The organism is Niastella sp. OAS944 (assembly GCA_024809215.1).
Lineage (GTDB): Bacteria > Bacteroidota > Bacteroidia > Chitinophagales > Chitinophagaceae > Niastella.
On the sequence record JANUBW010000001.1, the window covers coordinates 1355776 to 1371501 of the forward strand.

At 43.5% G+C, this 15726-nt stretch carries 17 protein-coding genes; 9 read left to right on the plus strand and 8 right to left on the minus strand.

All coding sequences use genetic code 11. The features are described 5' to 3' along the window. Positions 1 to 102: 102 nt before the first annotated feature. Positions 103 to 1389 carry a FecR family protein gene (locus GGD38_RS05220; protein WP_375299075.1) on the minus strand — a complete coding sequence of 429 codons (1287 nt, stop codon included), beginning with the start codon at positions 1387 to 1389 and terminating at the stop codon, positions 103 to 105. A gap of 626 nt (positions 1390 to 2015) precedes the next feature. On the opposite strand from GGD38_RS05220, the gene GGD38_RS05225 reads away from it, so the two are divergent. After that, a complete protein-coding gene (locus GGD38_RS05225; protein WP_375299074.1) occupies positions 2016 to 3269 on the plus strand; it encodes a DUF2130 domain-containing protein in 1254 nt (417 codons plus the stop codon). Positions 3270 to 3535: 266 nt separating this feature from the next. Here the strand turns inward: GGD38_RS05225 and GGD38_RS05230 are convergent, their stop codons facing one another. Then, entirely contained in the window at positions 3536 to 4180 is a 645-nt protein-coding gene (locus tag GGD38_RS05230; RefSeq protein ID WP_375299073.1) for a 4'-phosphopantetheinyl transferase family protein, read from the minus strand. Positions 4181 to 4270: 90 nt separating this feature from the next. On the opposite strand from GGD38_RS05230, the gene dcd reads away from it, so the two are divergent. Beyond that, the gene (gene dcd, locus GGD38_RS05235) at positions 4271 to 4807 is read left to right on the plus strand and encodes a dCTP deaminase (protein WP_375299072.1); all 537 of its coding nucleotides are present in this window, start codon (positions 4271 to 4273) and stop codon (positions 4805 to 4807) included. A gap of 116 nt (positions 4808 to 4923) precedes the next feature. Here dcd and GGD38_RS05240 read toward each other — a convergent pair whose 3' ends face one another. After that, a complete protein-coding gene (locus GGD38_RS05240; RefSeq protein WP_375299071.1) occupies positions 4924 to 6003 on the minus strand; it encodes a DUF3810 domain-containing protein in 1080 nt (359 codons plus the stop codon). Positions 6004 to 6130: 127 nt separating this feature from the next. Here GGD38_RS05240 and GGD38_RS05245 point away from each other — a divergent pair, with 127 nt between their 5' ends. The 4 genes from GGD38_RS05245 to rnhA all read left to right on the plus strand — a co-directional run bounded on the left by GGD38_RS05245 (position 6131) and on the right by rnhA (position 9734). Next, positions 6131 to 6766 (plus strand): hypothetical protein, encoded by a 636-nt coding sequence (locus tag GGD38_RS05245; RefSeq protein ID WP_375299070.1) that lies wholly within the window; start codon positions 6131 to 6133, stop codon positions 6764 to 6766. Then, entirely contained in the window at positions 6759 to 7424 is a 666-nt protein-coding gene (locus tag GGD38_RS05250; protein ID WP_375299069.1) for an O-methyltransferase, read from the plus strand. Before GGD38_RS05245 ends, GGD38_RS05250 begins: the two co-directional genes overlap by 8 nt. A gap of 157 nt (positions 7425 to 7581) precedes the next feature. Then, positions 7582 to 9219, plus strand: a complete 1638-nt coding sequence (locus GGD38_RS05255; protein WP_375299068.1) for an acyl-CoA carboxylase subunit beta — start codon at positions 7582 to 7584, stop codon at positions 9217 to 9219. A gap of 35 nt (positions 9220 to 9254) precedes the next feature. Next, the gene (gene rnhA / locus GGD38_RS05260; protein WP_375299067.1) at positions 9255 to 9734 is read left to right on the plus strand and encodes a ribonuclease HI; all 480 of its coding nucleotides are present in this window, start codon (positions 9255 to 9257) and stop codon (positions 9732 to 9734) included. Positions 9735 to 10020: 286 nt separating this feature from the next. Here rnhA and GGD38_RS05265 read toward each other — a convergent pair whose 3' ends face one another. Next, positions 10021 to 10587: a DUF6580 family putative transport protein gene (locus tag GGD38_RS05265; protein ID WP_375299066.1), complete on the minus strand. Its 567-nt coding sequence runs from the start codon at positions 10585 to 10587 to the stop codon at positions 10021 to 10023. Between the two features lie 218 nt (positions 10588 to 10805). Further along, positions 10806 to 12026, minus strand: a complete 1221-nt coding sequence (gene manA, locus GGD38_RS05270; protein WP_375299065.1) for a mannose-6-phosphate isomerase, class I — start codon at positions 12024 to 12026, stop codon at positions 10806 to 10808. Between the two features lie 35 nt (positions 12027 to 12061). Here manA and GGD38_RS05275 point away from each other — a divergent pair, with 35 nt between their 5' ends. Next, on the plus strand, positions 12062 to 12421 hold the full coding sequence (locus GGD38_RS05275; protein ID WP_375299064.1) for a YraN family protein: 360 nt from the start codon (positions 12062 to 12064) through the stop codon (positions 12419 to 12421). On the opposite strand, the gene GGD38_RS05280 is transcribed toward GGD38_RS05275, so the two are convergent. After that, complete coding sequence (locus GGD38_RS05280) at positions 12416 to 12976, minus strand: YkgJ family cysteine cluster protein (RefSeq protein ID WP_375299063.1); 561 nt, start codon at positions 12974 to 12976, stop codon at positions 12416 to 12418. The two genes, GGD38_RS05275 and GGD38_RS05280, sit on opposite strands and share 6 nt — an antisense overlap. Positions 12977 to 13102: 126 nt before the next feature. Here GGD38_RS05280 and xerD point away from each other — a divergent pair, with 126 nt between their 5' ends. Both xerD and GGD38_RS05290 read left to right on the plus strand, forming a co-directional pair. Continuing rightward, the gene (gene xerD / locus GGD38_RS05285; protein WP_375299062.1) at positions 13103 to 14002 is read left to right on the plus strand and encodes a site-specific tyrosine recombinase XerD; all 900 of its coding nucleotides are present in this window, start codon (positions 13103 to 13105) and stop codon (positions 14000 to 14002) included. Between the two features lie 63 nt (positions 14003 to 14065). Further along, positions 14066 to 14251 (plus strand): hypothetical protein, encoded by a 186-nt coding sequence (locus tag GGD38_RS05290; protein WP_375299061.1) that lies wholly within the window; start codon positions 14066 to 14068, stop codon positions 14249 to 14251. 158 nt (positions 14252 to 14409) lie between these two features. Here the strand turns inward: GGD38_RS05290 and GGD38_RS05295 are convergent, their stop codons facing one another. Together GGD38_RS05295 and GGD38_RS05300 are read right to left on the minus strand one after the other, a co-directional pair. Continuing rightward, positions 14410 to 14973 (minus strand): hypothetical protein, encoded by a 564-nt coding sequence (locus tag GGD38_RS05295; protein ID WP_375299060.1) that lies wholly within the window; start codon positions 14971 to 14973, stop codon positions 14410 to 14412. Positions 14974 to 14998: 25 nt separating this feature from the next. Beyond that, the gene (locus GGD38_RS05300; RefSeq protein ID WP_375299059.1) at positions 14999 to 15691 is read right to left on the minus strand and encodes a carboxypeptidase-like regulatory domain-containing protein; all 693 of its coding nucleotides are present in this window, start codon (positions 15689 to 15691) and stop codon (positions 14999 to 15001) included. Positions 15692 to 15726 lie beyond the last annotated feature (35 nt).

Sequence of the window (15726 nt, forward strand, 5' to 3'; positions counted from 1 at the left end):
TAATAAAAAACCAAATTACCTGTCCCCGTCCGGGAACAACTCGCATAATTCAACATCCTTACAACACATGCAACCAGCTTTACCTATTGAACTAATTACACTTTATTGCGAAACAACTATCTTACGACCATCAACTTTAAAATGCACGCCGCCCGAAAACTCAAGCACCTGCAACACTTGGTCCAGTGGCGCTTCCTGAGTAAGCGTAAGGGTGTAATGCCCATCAACCTCATCATTAAACGCCACATCAAAATCATACTGCCGGGCAAGTTGCTTCATGATCTGTTTTATTGGCCGATCGTTAAAGATCAGCAGGCCTTTATGCCATGCCATTGTCTCCTGAATATCTGCATACTTAATTACTTCCAGTTTACCGTTACCACTCACCTGCGCCTGTTGCCCCGGGGTTAAAACAACTGTTTTCAATGCCGGCTCATCTTCAATTTTTAACTGCGGTTCATTTACAATTCTATCGGCGCCCGCTATCTGTAGCAATTGATTACTTACTTTTAGCTTTCCCTGCAACAATGTGGTTTTTATAACCAGCTCATCGTCATAAGCATTCACGTTAAAATGTGTTCCTAATACCTCCACCCTGGCGCCAACCCCCATACTCCCCGGCATTGAATTAACATACACAATGAACGGTTTCTTTTCATGGCTTCCCAACGTACCGGGGTAATGGTTCACTTCAAAATATACTTCACCGGTCACCTGCACGGTGCGTTCTTTACCAATAAATGCTGTAGGATAAGTGATGCTTGAAGAAGCATTAAGCCAGGCTTTACTGCCATCGGGCAGTTCCAGCATAAACCTCCTTGCCGGTGGGGTTATTAGTGTATTGTACTCCAGTTCGGTTTGCGCATCTCCGGTTGACCATTCATACCGTATCATATCGCCCCGTTTAAATATTACCGATCGGTATTGTAAGGCAACGTGACCATTTACACTACTATCAAGATAAATCATATCACCACTGGCCAGTTTTAACTGAACCCGGCGCACATCCGGAACCTGGGTGTTATTTATAACGTCTGTTGGTTTTTGTTGCACCAACGTATTGCGTTTATTCCTATCCCGTTGTTTGCTAAAGACCGAATACACTGCCATGCCTGCAAATAGTAAACATATTATGATGGACATATATACCATGGCAACAACCACACGCTTTCTTTGCGGCTGCCACACCGCTACATTATTTTCGGTTGTAGCTAAACTGTTATACAACTCCACCATATTGTCGTACCCTGGTCCACTCAATCTGTCAAAAAGCAGCTGATTCTCTTCAGAATGGTCACACCATGTTTCAAGTTCTTCTTTTTCATATGCGCTCAACGAATTCTTACGGTGTTTGATAATTAGCTCAGCAATATGTCTGTTCGTAGCCACGGCGAAGGGTTTAATACACAAATAAGATTAACCGTTAGATATAACTTGTTACTATACGTGCAAATACAATTTTATCTTACGCATACATCCATTGGTAAATTCGGGAAACAACCTTCATGTTTGAGCTGCCTGATCTTTTAAAACAGTGCCACTTTCTTTAAATATGTATTGAGGTTTAAACCAGTGGTATCTAAGCCATAACGCCGTAGTAAACATATTGTACGAATAGGAATGACTTAAAATACATGTTGCATGGACAAGGCTGATTGCATCGAACTGATGGGATATAGAATTATTGGCAATCTCTGTTTCGCTATTTGGTTGGGGTCCTGCACGGGGAACTGTTGTGCAGGCGTATACGAAAGTAGTAAAAAGATTCTTGAATCGAAAAATAAATCAGTGTTACGACTAAAGGTGGTCGTTTTACGGTAAGGGTTTTACGGTATATGTTGAAGTTACCAGATCCTATACCTTGTCTACTCGTCAATCCCGGCTTCATCGGGGCAGGCCATGTTAACTTCTTCCAATATGTAACTTCTTCTTACTAACAGCCAATTATAGTAGCAAACCCTGCCCAACCGTTTTCATCCCTTCTCTTTTTCTTAACTTGCGCACAAATTTCGTGCATGGCCACAGATATCAAATGCCCTAGTTGCGGACATAAGTTTGCTATTGAAGATGCTGTTTCTGAAGATATTAAGAAAGAACTGCGGGAGAAAATGCAACATTATCTAAAACAGAAAGAAGATGAATTTGCAAAACGTGAAAAAGAACTGATACAACTGGCTCAAAATAAAGAAGCGGATTTTGCCAAAAAGTTGCAGGAAGAAAAGATCCAGCTGCAACATTCCATAGAAGGGAATCTGCGCAAAACCATTGCGGCCGATTTCGAGACCAAAATGCAATTGCTGCAGCAAACCAATAAAGACCAGGAAGATAAACTGGTGCAGGCCCGTCAAAAAGAACTGGAATTTCTGCAAAAAGAACAGGCCCTTAAAAATAAAGAAGCCGAACTGGAACTTTCTGTACAGCGCAAACTACAGGAAGAGCGGTCGAAATTATCGGAAGAATTACGCAAACTCGAAGAACAAAAGACCGCTGCCAAGGACATGGAACACCAGCTTCGCGTACGCGAACTGGAAAAACAACTCGACGATCAGAAAAAACTGGCCGAGGAAATGCGCCGCAAGGCCGAACAGGGTTCCATGCAATTACAGGGTGAGGTACAGGAACTTATTCTGGAAGAAATGCTGAAAGCCAGTTTCCCCTTCGACCTTGTTAGTGAAGTGGGTAAAGGGGTGCGTGGGGCCGACTGTATTTTGATCATCCGGAATAACCTGGGACAGGAATGCGGGAAGATCATTTTTGAAAGCAAACGCACCAAACACTTTGATAAGAACTGGATTGAAAAGCTAAAAGCCGATATGCGCAGCACCTCGGCAGATATTGGTATTATTGTTACACAAGCCCTGCCCGACCAGGTGCCCACCTTTGGCCAGCTCGACGGCATTTGGATCTGCTCATTCAGCGATGCCCTTGCCCTGGTACATGTGTTGCGCGACAGCATTCTTAAAATATTCATGGCCACCAAAACACAGGAAAATAAGGGCGATAAAATGCATATGTTATATGCATATTTAACCAGCAATGAGTTTGGTGAACAATGGAATGCCATCAGGGAAGGCTTTCAGGCCATGAAACAAAGCATTCAAAAGGAACGCGACGCCATGGAAAAGCTGTGGAAGATGCGCGAAAAGCAATTGGAGAAAGTATTGCTTAACGCCGCCCATATCAAAGGCTCCATTGAAGGCATTGCGGGTAACGATAATATTCAGTTGGATCTGATAGATGATACAGATGCCTTGCTGGTTGAGGAGTAAGTCTCACCAATCGTGAATCGGCAATCGGCAATGATTCCTGAAAATTATAGCCTCGCGAGTCGTGAAACGTGAAACGGCAAACGTGAAAGGCTCGCTACTGGCACAGATTACTATTAGTTTTCGGCATCGGCTCGCGAAGCAAGCCGGCCTTTCGGCCCAACAGCGAACCAGGCAATTAGCCAGCAACTGAATAACTGAACAACTCGATAACCAGTAACTTAGAACCAAAGAGTTAAAAACCAGAACTGTGAACTGAAAACTGTGAACTAACTCCCCGTCATCACCCAGGCCAGCGCCAGTTGATCAAAGATCCGGGCCTCTACCGTAACATGAATGGGCTCGTGCTTTTTGAACACAAACGGCAGTACAATGGTTTCATCGGCCTTAAAGGTAATAGGCCCGGATAATTGCATATGCTGCCTGAAATCGAGCTCGCCATGGCCATACCATTTGTAAATGGCCTCTTTGGCGCTCCACATTACAGTGGTTAGCTCCAGGTGCACTTTGGTGAGATGCAGCCAGTCGTTCAGGAACACTTTTTCGCTGTGGTGCAGGAATTTATGGGAAATAGCCACAATACGCGACGAAACCAATTCAATATCAACCCCCACCCTGCTGGTGCTGCTAACGATAGCTGCGGCGAAATTTCCACCATGAGAAATGGAAAAATGGTATTTCTCGCTCTCCAAAAAGGGTTTGCGGGTATCAGCCACCAGTATCTCTTCCAGCGGAAAATCTTCCTTCAAAGTTGGCAGCAGAAACCGCCCCGCCAGGTGCTGCAACCGCTTGTACGGATGGCTTACACCCTTCTTCAGGGGAACTTTTTCGAGGTAAAACGCTTCCGGCTCTTCTATTCGCCAGATGCCCAATTTAGTTTGTTCGTTAATATTATGTGTATAAAACAGTGCCACAGTAGCGTTTTAGATTTTACATTGCACCAATTTTCAGGCCGCAGCTAATAGTCTGGAAAACAACAATCAAATATAAACTAATCACATCACATGATTTTGTCGGATAAACGCATACTGGAAGAAATTGAGAAAGGCAGCATCCGCATTGAACCCTATAAACGTGAATGCCTGGGCAGTAACAGCTATGATGTGCACCTGGGAAAGTACCTGGCCACCTATAGGGAACATATTCTGGACGCCAAAAAACACAATGAAATTGAGTATTTCGAAATTCCCGACGATGGTTTCGTTCTGTACCCCCATGTTTTTTACCTGGGCGTAACAGCAGAATATACCGAAACCCATGCCCATGTGCCCTTTTTGGAAGGAAAATCATCAACCGGCCGCCTGGGTATTGATATTCACGCCACGGCAGGTAAAGGCGATGTTGGCTTTTGCGGCAACTGGACGCTGGAAATATCAGTAAAACAACCCGTAAAAGTGTACAAAGGCATGCCCATTGGTCAATTGATCTATTTCCCTGTTGAAGGAGAAATTGAAGTAAAATACAACGAGAAAAAGAACGCCAAATACAGCGGTCAACCCGATAAACCGGTTGAAAGCATGATGTGGAAGAATAAATTCTAATGTGCCGATTTGCTAATGTGCTGATGTGCTAATTGAATATAGGCTACTGTAGCACATTAGCAAATTAGCACATTTGTTACGTTGCTGTAATAATAAATACTTTAAACGAGGCACACTTATATAGCAGAGGCTCCATACTTTTTATAGTATGCCACCAACCACGCCACCACTTCATTATAGGTAAGCTTTCCACTCGGCTGGTTATTGGCTTTTAGGTACTGGCCGTATAAATGATCGATGATGGCCTCAATAGGGTTTCGGTATTTTATCACAAATTCCCTTAGCTCACGATAATCGGTCTTTATACCTGATGGCAATTGGGCATCGAGCTTTTTGGCTGCCACTGAATCCTGCGCATATAAGTAATATCTTGAATAACTGTACAGATCGAAGTACACAGAATACCGGAATAAAGCATTTTGTGATGATTTGGCAGAAAGATATCCCGCAAAATTGGCTTCATTCTCCTTGGCATATCCTAACTGGTGACCAATTTCATGACAGGTTGTAAAGGGTTGTACAAACAACGGCACGGTGGTATTTACCTGCGCTTCACCACTAAATGGATTATAATATCCTGTATATCCAAGATAATTTCCCAGGTAGCTATATAAAGAAGGCTTTACCGATTTGAACGAATAGGTAAAAACAGCTTCTTTAAGTGCAAGCTGGTCGTACGCTGCCGCCGCCCCCTCAAATAAATTACGTTTTCGTTGTATAAATTCACGGTTTACCCGGGAAGCAGAATCAAGCGCATTTAAACGAATAACGATCTGTTGCATCATTTGCTCCAGATCATCTTTTGTATAGCGTTGCACTTTCAACTCTAACTGGTACGCCACCCCGCGGCGATTATAATTCAGCCCCCATAATAAATTGAACGAAACATATACTACTACCACAGCAAAGCCTATTTGCAACAGGGCATGCAGCCAGTATTTTTTATTGGTTTGCTTTTTTATTATGCGCTTTATGGTGTTATATAGTTTATATATCAACCACACAATTACAAAACCATAAAAGAAATCGCCCACGCTAAAAGGCACCCAGCCGAAGAGTATACGCTGTAATTTTGAAATAACAGGGTAGATCCCCAAAGCATAATACTTTTCCACTGCATTGGGGAATAAAGAAAAGATTTTAATACAAATTGCCAATCCTAATAGTACAAACCAGGCAGACTTTTTCCTCCACATAATATTGTTAATTTGCTAATGTGATAATTGGCTAATGTGCTAATTCCCAATAGCCTGTATTCACCAGCACATCAGCAAATTAGCACATTATCCCATTATTCTTTATATTCACAATAACAATACTACTATGAAAAGTTTATTTTTTATTGTTGGTATATTCATAACCTGGTCTGTAAACGCGCAAAACTACCCGTTTGCCAAACAATTTGTTCCCGGTACTATAACATTGAATGATGCTACTCAAAAAAAGGGGCTGATAAAATGGTTCCCTTCACCCAATGAAAAGCTCCGGTTCAAAGAAAATGAGGAACAGGAAGAAAAGTTCGGTATTGCCGATCTGCAGGGCTTTGCAACCGATAGCCTGCAGTTCAAAACACTCACCAATTTAACTGTATATGGTGAAGACTTTGCTTTACGTAATAAGCTGTCGATGCTTCCGCAATCATTCGCCCAAATCATTTATACCGGCACCATCAATATTTACTACGTACTGTATTATGGCTTCGATGCCCGCCAGGGTTGTATAAACACCTATCCCAATATTATTTTTGAAAAGACCAAAGACGACAAACAGGAATATGCCGCCTTTCCTGTATTGACAAAAATGCACGAAAAGAAATATGAACAGGCCAAACAAAACCTGTATCCCTTCTTTTCCGACTTCCCCGCCATACAGGAAAAACTAAAACATTACCGTCAGAATAATAACATCATTACACTGGTTGAATTCATTAAAAAAATTCCGGATAACAAAAATGAATAATGAAATTTTTGAGTCGGTTGACCATTATATCAGCAACCTGCTGGGTCATGAAGACGATGCACTGATCGCTGCCACCAAATCATTAAAAGAGGCAGGCATGCCTGCCATCAGCATTTCGCCTAACCAGGGCAAATTCTTACAGGTGCTTGCCTTATTATGCAATGCTAAAAATATTCTTGAACTGGGAACCCTGGCGGGTTACAGCACCATTTGGATGGCCCGGGCCTTACCTAAAGATGGCAAACTTATAACGCTTGAATTTGATCCCAAACATGCCGCTGTAGCACAAAAGAATATTGAGCGGGCAGGTGTAGCCGGTCAGGTACAAATAAAAACCGGCAAAGCCATCGACATCTTGCCACAATTACATAGCGAAGGCGCTGGTCCGTTTGATATGATCTTCATTGATGCCGATAAACCACCCTATGCCGAATACTTTGAATGGGCACTTAAATTATCGCGTGCCGGCACACTTATAGTTGTTGATAATGTAATACGCGATGGAAAGGTGTTGGATGAAAACAGTACCGATGCCGCTGTAAACGGCGCCCAACGTTTTAATAAAGTACTTGGCGCCAGTTCCGCCGTTACCGCCACCATTCTTCAAATGGTTGGGGTAAAGGAGTATGATGGAATGGCTATTGCTGTTGTTAAATAATTAGCTAATGTGATAATGGAATACAGAGGAAGGAAATACTAACAAATAAGCATGCTGCCTACAAAGGCGGCGATCCCGAATATAGGAGGGCCTTTCACGTTTCGCGTTTGCCGTTTCACGATTCACGATAAAGATTCACTAATCACGACAAAACTACATGAGTAATATAAACATTGAATTTAACCGTAACGAGGACATAATGAAACGGGCGCTTAGCGAAATGCAACAGCGTTTTGCGCAGGTAGCCCTGGGCGGTGGAAAAAAAGCGATTGCCAAACAGAAAGAAAAAAACAAGTTAACAGCGCGTGAACGCATCAGTTATTTACTCGATGCCGATACCCCATTTATAGAGATCGGCGCTTTTGCCGGTTGGGATATGTATGAAGAGCAAGGCGGTTGTCCATCGGCGGGCACAGTAGCAGGCGTAGGTTATGTAAGCGGCCGGCAATGTATTATTCTTGCCAACGATCAAACAGTAAAAGCCGGCGCCTGGTTTCCCATTACCGGCAAAAAGAACCTGCGTTTGCAGGAGATAGCCATGGAGAATCATTTACCAGTTATATACCTCGTAGATAGTGCCGGTGTTTTCTTACCAATGCAAGATGAAATATTTCCCGATAAAGAACATTTTGGCAGAATATTCAGGAACAATGCCCGCATGAGCGCCATGGGTATTACACAAATTGCAGCCGTAATGGGCGCCTGTGTTGCCGGCGGCGCCTACCTGCCTATTATGAGCGATGAAACGTTAATGGTAGAAGGCAATGGCTCCATTTTCCTCGCCGGCCCCTACCTGGTAAAAGCGGCCATTGGCGAAACCATCGATGCTGAGGCACTAGGCGGTGCAGTTACTCACAATGCCATCAGTGGCATTGCCGATTATAAATTTCAAACCGAACAGGAGTGCCTCGACCAGGTAAAAAAGATCATGTCGAAACTGGGCGCCACACCCAAAGCGGGGTTCGATCGAATAAAAGCTAAGGCCCCTAAAAAAGACCCGCAAAATATGTATGGCATTATGCCCGCTGTTGCCATCCGCCCCTACGATATGCTGCAGATCATTGAGTGCATCGTTGATGACAGTACATTCGAACAATTTAAAGAGGATTATGGGAAAACCATTCTGTGCGGTTACGCCCGCATCGATGGCTGGGCTGTAGGCATTGTTGCCAACCAACGCACCATGGTAAAAAGCGCCAAAGGCGAAGTGCAAATGGGCGGGGTTATTTATAACGATAGTGCCGATAAAGCAGCCCGCTTTATCATGAACTGTAACCAAAAGAAAATACCCCTTGTGTTCCTGCAAGATGTTACCGGTTTTATGGTAGGCTCGCGCAGCGAACATTCCGGCATTATAAAAGATGGCGCCAAAATGGTGAATGCTGTGGCCAATTCGGTAGTGCCAAAGATAACTGTCATTGTAGGCAATTCGTATGGCGCCGGTAATTACGCCATGTGCGGTAAAGCTTACGACCCCCGTTTTATTTATGCATGGCCAAGCGCAAAGATCGCCGTTATGGGTGGCGAACAGGCAGCCAAAACACTGTTACAAATACAGGTAAGCGCCATGAAGGCCAAAGGCAGCGAAGTATCGCCCGAAGATGAACAAAAGCTGCTGAACGATATAAAAGGCCGCTACGAAAAACAAACCACGCCTTATTATGCAGCCGCCCGCTTATGGGTTGATGCTATTATTGACCCTGCACAAACCAGGAACATTATTTCAGAAAGTATTTCCGCAGCCAATAACAATCCTATTATTCCACCTTTTAATACGGGTGTCATTCAGGTATAGTATATTGCCGGTTCAATAAATAATCTGTTTTCATTTTGGCAACTTCTGAGAATAAAGGACTGGTAATTTATACTGATGGTGCAAGTCGCGGTAACCCCGGCCCTGGTGGATACGGGGCCATATTACAATGGGGCAATAGCCGTAAAGAATTATCGGGTGGCTATAAACGCACAACCAATAACCGTATGGAATTAATGGCGGTGATAGCCGCCCTGGAGGCCCTCACCCGCGAAGGACTTAGCATCACCATTTACTCCGACAGCCAATACGTGGTTAAAGCCGTTATGGAAGGCTGGCTAAAAAACTGGATCAAAACAGATTTCAAAGGCGGTAAAAAGAACAAAGACCTTTGGACCCGCTTTTATAAGTTGATGCAAAAACACCAGATCAAATTCGTTTGGGTAAAAGGCCATGCCGATAACCCATTCAATAACCGCTGCGATCAACTGGCCACCGCTGCCGCCGACGGCGGTAACCTGCAGGAAGATGTAGGCTTTGGCAAAGAAGACCTGTAGAGGCAAAATTACCTGTTACATGCTGGGCACATAAAACAGGCTCCCTACAAGAGCCTGAACTGCTATGGTATTTCATAACCATTGCATGGCGGTTTAATTAAAACCTCATTAATACCTGGTTAATACCTCGTTCGCATCAAGTCCGTACCAAGTCCGTGTTAAACACGGTCTTGGTACTGCTTTAGCAAGCTTTTAGTACATAGTTATAGTTAACCAGGTATAGCTCAGACACGAAAAAGCCCCGACGGAACCGTCGGGGCTAAGAATATGTTGGTGTAATTAAAACCTATGCGGCAACAACCGGCTTTTGGGCCCGGCGGTTGATGAGGTACCAGCCACCGAAAAGAACGGCGCTGAATAAAACGCAGCTGATAAGGCCCATTTCGTAGAACGGTAATGCGGCAATATAGCAGCTATAAAGACCGGCCGCGGTTTTAGGGTACATATCGTAACCACCTACACCTGCCCAGGTAAGGAAATTGCTCACCAGGAAGAAATAAGTAGGCGCAGCCAGTGCAACCAGCAGCACATTTACAACACGAACTCTCTTTATTAAGAACCCGAACGCTACTACAGAAGCGTATAACAGGTAATTGATCCACTGATCGGGATAGAAGCCATAAATGCTCGAAACGCCGGCTTTATATAGGATCTGGTACAATACATCGGAAATAAACATAGATACCAGCGGTAACAAAAATGCCAGTTTCTTATCTTTTATAACCGCACCGCTGAACAGGGCCAAGGCAATTTGTGGTTCAAACCCAAATGGGCGGCCAGGAATTACCCGGTACAAGGCGGTCACCACTACCATTACTATAAGCGACCAGATGATTGATTTGTTGATCTTCATAACTAAAGAATATATACAAAGTTAATCTAAAAGTAGAAATATCATAGCACAAAGGCAAGACCAAGGTGCAGGGAAAGGAAGTATGAAGTAAGATGTATGAAGAACCTGACATTCGGGCTTTCTGTATTTCTTACTTCTTACCTCCTACTTACTTCTTTATCTAAAAAAATTGAAATTCAATTCCAGTACTAAAAAAACCATATGCTAAAAGCACCCTTCTAAAGGGGTACCGTAGCTCTAAACACAACTGCATCCTCCGATGGGTTCAATTCAAAGGTAGCACCGGCTGTTGCCAACAGGGTTTCGCCTTTACCCAGGCTAATTTCATTACTGCCATCGTTGGCAGCTACAACGCCTTCGTACACAAAAAAGATCTCAGCCGTGGCAGCCGTTAATGTAACCGGCGAACCCGCCTTTACAATAAGCCTGTGCAGCTCAAAATCGGCAGCCGGTGTAAGAAACACGGTTTCACCCATTACCGGTCCATCGGTGCCCTTTAAAATATCAGGTACCACCGCCTCAAACTTTGTATGGTGCATGAGCTCGGGAACATCGATATATTTATTGGTTAACCCGCCGCGCAATACGTTATCGCTATTGGCCATCAACTCCATATTCTGACCTTCCAAATAGGCATGCGGAATTCCGGCATCCTGAAAAATAGCTTCACCAGGTTTCAGGTTCACCAGGTTAAACAGGTAGATGCTGAAAATACCCCGGTCAATCTTATCGGGTTCACAAAAAGTTTTAGCAGCCCGCGCAGCCCAGAAGTCTTCCTCGCTACGGTTTAAAAATCCTTTCTCATACAGAGGTACAATTCTATCGAGCAGCGGTTGCAAATGATCATCTACTTCATGCTGGTCCATGGTCATTACCATTTCATACAAAGCGTGGTAATTCTTACCATCGAACACCGGCACCAGGAATTGCAGCTCGGGTGTTTGCATAAGAATACTCACCAGCGCCTGTGGCGATTTAAAACCATGCAATAACCAGAAATCGCTTAATGCCAGCATTAGCTCTGGCTTATGGTTATCGTCCTTATAATTACGGTTAGACGCGTTTAATGGAGTACCCTTTCTGTTTTCTGCATCAAAGGCCGACTCAGCCGCTTTTTTGGTAGGGTGCACCTGAATAGACAACATATCTTTTACATCGAGCACCTTGAACAAATAAGGCAGCCGGCCAAAACGTTCGTTTACGGTTTTGCCCAATACACCTGTAGCCTCCTGCTTTACAAAAGCATTTAACGGTTGCAGGCTACCGTTTGGCAGCACCACTTCAGATGGCACATTATCGTGAGCGCCCATCCAGTATTCGGCAAAAGGCTTTTTATCGGTATTAGGTAAGTGCAACAAAGCGGGAATAAAATCTGCCCCGCCCCATGTATAATGTTGAACCTTGCCCTGTAGTTTGAATATTTTAGTATTGTTCGCCATATATCTTCAGTAATTTGCAATGATACAAAAATGCAATGAGCTATCAGCATCATGATACCGGTAAAAAAGGTGAAGACATGGCTGTAGATTATCTGCAGAATCTGCAATTCACCATTTTGCATCGCAATTGGCGTTATGCCCATTATGAGATCGATGTTATTGCTTCCCGCAATAATTTGCTGCACATTATTGAAGTAAAGACGAGGTGCAACCTGCAGTTTGGCCACCCTGAAGAAAGCGTTTCAAAAAAGAAAATAAACAACCTGCTTCGGGGGGCCAGGGCATATATGAATAAGAACCCGCAATGGCAGCAGGTTCAGTTGAATATTTTATCGATCACCATGCTGCCAGGGCAGCCGGTGGAGTATTTTTTTATTGAGGATGTTTTCTTATGAGGTCTTAGCCTTTTGAACTTTACCTTCTTCCTTCAACTTGGTAATAACCACTTCCGATTTACCGGTTGTGCCCTCGATCATACGTTCAATAAGGCGGAAGGTAGCCGGGCAGTATTCCACGTTTTGTTTGAACACATGAATATAGTCAACCATGTGGCGGCGGGTATGATGGGGAAAACCTGAGCAGTCCTTAGGACGCACATCATAAATGGAACATTTATTATCCTTCAGGTTTAAAAACTGGCATGGCTGTTTGGTATTGATCCAGTCACCGGCACGGTCTTTTTTCAACCACTTCTTTTTAAATGCATCTTCGGTCATGTTAAGATGAGCCGAAATACGTTTGATGTCGGTGTTGGTGAAAGTGGGGGTCATGGTCTTGCAGCAATTAGCGCAAGCCAGGCAATCGGTTTCTGCCCATACCAGCTTATCGGTCTTTACCGCCAGGTTATCGAGCCCACGAGGAGGATCTTTCTCCAGTTTGGTAAGGAACCTTCTGAAAAGCGACCGGTTAAGGAGCATCTTTTTCTTCATCTTACTTAGACTAAGCAGCATGGGAACAGTTGATTTAAAAAGTGGCCAATAATGTGGATACGTTATTTTTGAGCAACGAATATAGCAAATTTTGTTACGGCCTGCAGCCCTTGTTGCCATAACCTTATGTTGCTTTAATCATACACTATGTGGGACCCGTATAAAAAAGGCTTTAAAGCTTTCCTTCAACTGGAAAGATCGCTATCCGATAATTCGGTGGAGGCATACCTGCGCGACATTGAAAAGCTGACCCAGTTCCTGCAGGAAAAAAACAATGTTACCAGTCCGGCCAATGTTACCCTGCCCGATCTGCAGCAATTCATTCGCTGGGTGAGCGAGTTGGGCATGACGCCGACTTCACAGGCACGGATAATTTCGGGCATTCGCTCATTTTATAAGTATTGCCTTATTGAGAACATTGTAACAAAAGACCCAACTACCCTGCTGGAAGCGCCCAAATTAAAACGTGCGTTACCCGATGTGCTTACGTTTGAAGAAATAGAGAACATTATTGCCCAAATAGACCTTAGCAAACCAGAGGGCGGGCGAAACAAAGCCATTCTTGAAACCATGTACAGTTGTGGCCTACGGGTAAGCGAAGTAGTAAACCTGAAGCTATCGGCCCTGTACCTCGACGTTGGCTTTATACGCGTAACAGGTAAAGGTGATAAAGAAAGACTGGTACCTATTGGCGATAGCGCCGTGAAATATATAACGATATACAAAAAGAATATTCGTGTGCATATGCCGGTAAAAAAAGGAAATGAAGATTACGTATTCCTAAACCGGCGCGGTGCCAAGCTAACGCGGGTAATGATATTTTTAATGTTAAAAGATCTTGTAAAGAAAGCAGGCATTACAAAGAATATTTCGCCACATACCTTTCGTCATTCCTTTGCCACACATCTTGTTGAAGGCGGCGCCGATCTTCGTGCCGTGCAGGAAATGCTGGGGCACGAAAGCATTACTACCACTGAAATATATACGCATCTTGACAGAGAGTTCTTACGCGATACGTTGCAACAGTTTCATCCGGCGTTTAAGTAGTTGAGTAATACACACACGTGGCAAAAAGACCTAACTTTAAATTGAAATATAAACTTATATTTTATGGAGCAGAAAATGAACAAGGAGGAACAACAGCGAGAGAAGGAACGGATCATTAAGTTTGCCGCTTCCTTGGGCTTAAACCTAACCGTCCTTGATAGGCCATCTGAAAAAGTACATTTCCCTGAGAAATTGGCGGAAGCCAATAGAGTGTTATCCCAGCTGAACTTAGACGATCTAAAACGATAAGATTTTTCAATTTTATTCAGCCATCCCGACATTGTTAGGATGGCTTTTTCATTTATAACAGAATACCGGCCTTGCGGCCGGTATAGAACCATGAAATAGAAATGATCACTACCTCATTTAATTCCTGATGAACCCGTATAAAAAAAGTAAAGGGAATATTATTTTTCTTTTTTACAATCTTTCTTATTACCACTTACATCCTCAACAGCAATTTCGCCCTTTATATATGCTTCTTCGAATTGCAACTCTTTTAAACTCGCCTCATCTCCTCTTTTAAATACCTTTCCTTTTATTTCAGCTTGCGGCTTGGGCTGGGCCGTAGTATCTTCAGCAACTACTATACCCATAAGGGGTTCCTCTGTTATGGCTTGTTGAACGGCTGGCTTTTCGCATACCACTTCACCTGTTGTAGCCTCATTACACGATTCAAAAAATAATACCGATGCCAGCAACAGGTTCCAAACATAAGCCATTGAAAACCGTCGTGGTTTGGTTATTGTTTCTTCTACCTTTCTGTTCAACTGATCATTGGCAAAACGACCGCAGGTTGATTGCCCGGCTGTTTTAGTAAAATAATCAAGCATTTCATTATCGCTCATCTTACTAAAATCAATGACTACCTTTTCACAGGAACCGCAAAACCTTCCCTGCTCTTTGGGCGTCATGTTGTGCCAGTTTTCGTGACAGGGCTTTGGAACTTTTATTTGTAAGACTTTTGACATATTGTTTATTTAACCTGGGTTATGCTTAGTTTTCTTCGGGCGTGCAAACCATTAATCCCACAACGATTGCTTCGTTACCCTTCATGGTCACTTTTACATTTTGCCAGTTCTTCTTTTTATTCATCACAACGGTTTGGGGTTCATAACCGAGGCCCATTATTTCCAATGTAATAGGGCTTTTGTCATTTACCATTATTTTAAACCGGCCAAGCGAATCAGTAACCGTTCCTATGGCAGTACCCTTTACCGTAATAGTTGCATTGGCAATGGGTTCATACGTATCCTGGTCCTTGATAGTGCCACGAATTTCCTTCGTAGGCATTGTATCAGGCTCCTTCACCGCAAATGTGCCTACCGTTGGAGACAGGCTGGGTAATTGTACATCGGGCTTTTTGCTTATCTGCGGCTTCTCCTGTGCATATGATTCGGTAACAAGAAAAGTGGCCAGTAACAAATTCCATACATAAGCCCACGAAATACGCCGCTTCTTCTCCATTGCTTTTATATTCCTGTTTAACTGATGGCTTGAAAAACGCCCACAAGCGTGTTGCCCGGCAGTTTTGGAAAGATGATCGAGCAATTGCTGATCGCTCATTGCTGTAAAATCGACCACTACTTTTTGACACGAACCACAGAATCTTCCCTGTTCATCGGGCGTCATATTGTTCCAGTTTTCGTGACAAGGCTTTGGAACTTTTATGTGTACGGATCTTGACATAGTTGCTATTTGTATTTAGATGCAGAGGCAGTATA

What these genes read in the sequence shown, in the direction of transcription:
- manA (WP_375299065.1), bottom strand. Translation starts at nt 12,026, where the DNA reads ATGGCGAACAATACTAAAATATTCAAACTACAGGGCAAGGTTCAACAT.
- GGD38_RS05255 (WP_375299068.1), top strand. Translation starts at nt 7,582, where the DNA reads ATGAGTAATATAAACATTGAATTTAACCGTAACGAGGACATAATGAAA.
- GGD38_RS05295 (WP_375299060.1), bottom strand. Translation starts at nt 14,973, where the DNA reads ATGTCAAAAGTCTTACAAATAAAAGTTCCAAAGCCCTGTCACGAAAAC.
- GGD38_RS05280 (WP_375299063.1), bottom strand. Translation starts at nt 12,976, where the DNA reads ATGCTGCTTAGTCTAAGTAAGATGAAGAAAAAGATGCTCCTTAACCGG.
- GGD38_RS05300 (WP_375299059.1), bottom strand. Translation starts at nt 15,691, where the DNA reads ATGTCAAGATCCGTACACATAAAAGTTCCAAAGCCTTGTCACGAAAAC.
- xerD (WP_375299062.1), top strand. Translation starts at nt 13,103, where the DNA reads ATGTGGGACCCGTATAAAAAAGGCTTTAAAGCTTTCCTTCAACTGGAA.
- GGD38_RS05225 (WP_375299074.1), top strand. Translation starts at nt 2,016, where the DNA reads ATGGCCACAGATATCAAATGCCCTAGTTGCGGACATAAGTTTGCTATT.
- GGD38_RS05240 (WP_375299071.1), bottom strand. Translation starts at nt 6,003, where the DNA reads ATGTGGAGGAAAAAGTCTGCCTGGTTTGTACTATTAGGATTGGCAATT.
- GGD38_RS05245 (WP_375299070.1), top strand. Translation starts at nt 6,131, where the DNA reads ATGAAAAGTTTATTTTTTATTGTTGGTATATTCATAACCTGGTCTGTA.
- dcd (WP_375299072.1), top strand. Translation starts at nt 4,271, where the DNA reads ATGATTTTGTCGGATAAACGCATACTGGAAGAAATTGAGAAAGGCAGC.
- GGD38_RS05265 (WP_375299066.1), bottom strand. Translation starts at nt 10,587, where the DNA reads ATGAAGATCAACAAATCAATCATCTGGTCGCTTATAGTAATGGTAGTG.
- GGD38_RS05290 (WP_375299061.1), top strand. Translation starts at nt 14,066, where the DNA reads ATGGAGCAGAAAATGAACAAGGAGGAACAACAGCGAGAGAAGGAACGG.
- GGD38_RS05250 (WP_375299069.1), top strand. Translation starts at nt 6,759, where the DNA reads ATGAATAATGAAATTTTTGAGTCGGTTGACCATTATATCAGCAACCTG.
- GGD38_RS05275 (WP_375299064.1), top strand. Translation starts at nt 12,062, where the DNA reads ATGAGCTATCAGCATCATGATACCGGTAAAAAAGGTGAAGACATGGCT.